A 1790-nucleotide genomic window follows, 5' to 3' on the forward strand; every position below is an offset into this window, starting at 1 on the left:
CTACAAATTTTGACCGCCGAATTAGGAAATCAGGCGGGTACTATAGGGGCGGCGCGACTTGCTTTTCAGATAATTAATAATTAATAATTAATAATTAATAATTAATAATTAACATGATTTCCTGAAGTCAATGCTAACTCAATGTATATATGCTATTATCAATCAATCCGAGAATTACCTGTAGATRAATCCTAAACTATGATCCGCCTTTCTCGACAACAAGCCAAGACGGCACTTGTTCAACTCAGCGATCGCTTTCAAGCTACCGACTACCATAGTGATCATCTGGCTATTCGCACTAAAGCCGCCTATGCAATGGGAGATTTTGGCGGTGCTATTCCCGGCTGTATGCAAGTCTTCTTTTTGCTGTTTTTCTTGACTAATATTGCGGGACTTGATGCAGGTTTAGCAGGTAGTGTATTATTACTTGGTAAAGGATGGGATGCTATCAGTGATCCGATGATTGGTTGGTTAAGCGATCGCACCCAGTCTCGTTGGGGAAGGCGTTACCCTTGGATGATAGTAGCTTCTATTCCTTTGGGTATCTGCTTTTTCCTGCATTGGGTTGTACCTCCTGTTAGTGGCTGGCTACTATTCGGCTATTATGGCTTGATTACCATCCTATTTTATACCGCATTTACCGCCGTATTTCTTCCCCTCGGTGCTTTGGCGGCTGAACTTACCCAMGACTATGACGAACGTACCAGTTTAATCAGCTTTCAATCAGCTTTTAAAATTGGCGGAAGTCTATTTACTTTAGTGTTAGCCCAGGTTCTATTTGGATTATTTGAATCTCCCCAATTGCGATATCCTTTATTGGGTAGTTTGGGGGGATTAATGGCGATGATATCTGTCTATATATGTGTTTTCGGAACCAGTAAACGCTACTTTAAACAAGAAGCTAAACGATTGGCAATCACCCGACCTCCATCATTACCATTTTTACAACAAATTCGCATTGCCTTTAGTAACAAACCCTTTCTTTATGCCATTGGGATTTATTTATGTTCCTGGTTGGGAGTACAGGTAACCGTTGCTATTCTACCCTATTTTATAGTAGATTATATGCAACTAGCCGATCGCCACTTAACCCAAATGGCATTATTAGTGCAAGGGGTATCCTTACTGGGTATGGCTTTCTGGAATGCGATCGCCCAAAAAGTAGACAAAAAAACCGTCTATTGTTTAGGCATTCCCTTCACCATGTTAGCCGGAGTCGGACTATTTATGCTACAACCCGGACAAATGTTAACCATGTATGGTTTAGGTGCGATCGCCGGATTTGGAATAGCCACCGCCCACCTAGTCCCCTGGTCAATTTTACCCGATGTTGTTGATCTCGATGAACTCAACACCGGACAGCGACGGGAAGGCATTTTTTACAGTTTTATGGTAATGTTACAAAAACTAGGAATTGCCCTATCCCTATTTATTGTTGGCCAAATTCTCAGCCATGCTGGACTGTTAGCCACAACGGGTTCAGAACACGCAATCAGCCAACCCGAATCAGTATTATGGGCAATTCGCCTGATGGTAGGTCCCATTCCCATTGCCTTTTTATCAATGGGGTTAGTATTAGCCTATTTTTACCCAATTACTCGCACCGTCCACGCCGCCATTCGTCTACAATTGCAACAACGCCACGACTAAATAACTACCAATGATAGGGGCGGCTGGTAGGGGCGGGTGCTAGATCCGCCCCGGTAAAAACCCGCCAACTTACGGAACCCGCCCTTCTTATGTAACACCCCGGTAAAAACCCGCCAACTTACGGAACCCGCCCTTCTTAT

General features: G+C 43.5%; 1 protein-coding gene. It reads left to right on the plus strand.

Features of this window, described 5'->3' with window-relative positions; genetic code table 11:
- Window positions 1–198 precede the first annotated feature (198 nt).
- Window positions 199–1650 carry an MFS transporter gene (locus B9T16_RS28295; protein ID WP_410246353.1) on the plus strand — a complete coding sequence of 484 codons (1452 nt, stop codon included), beginning with the start codon at window positions 199–201 and terminating at the stop codon, window positions 1648–1650.
- Window positions 1651–1790 lie beyond the last annotated feature (140 nt).

The sequence above is a fragment of the Arthrospira sp. PCC 8006 genome, from assembly GCF_046480465.1.
GTDB lineage: Bacteria > Cyanobacteriota > Cyanobacteriia > Cyanobacteriales > Microcoleaceae > Limnospira > Limnospira platensis.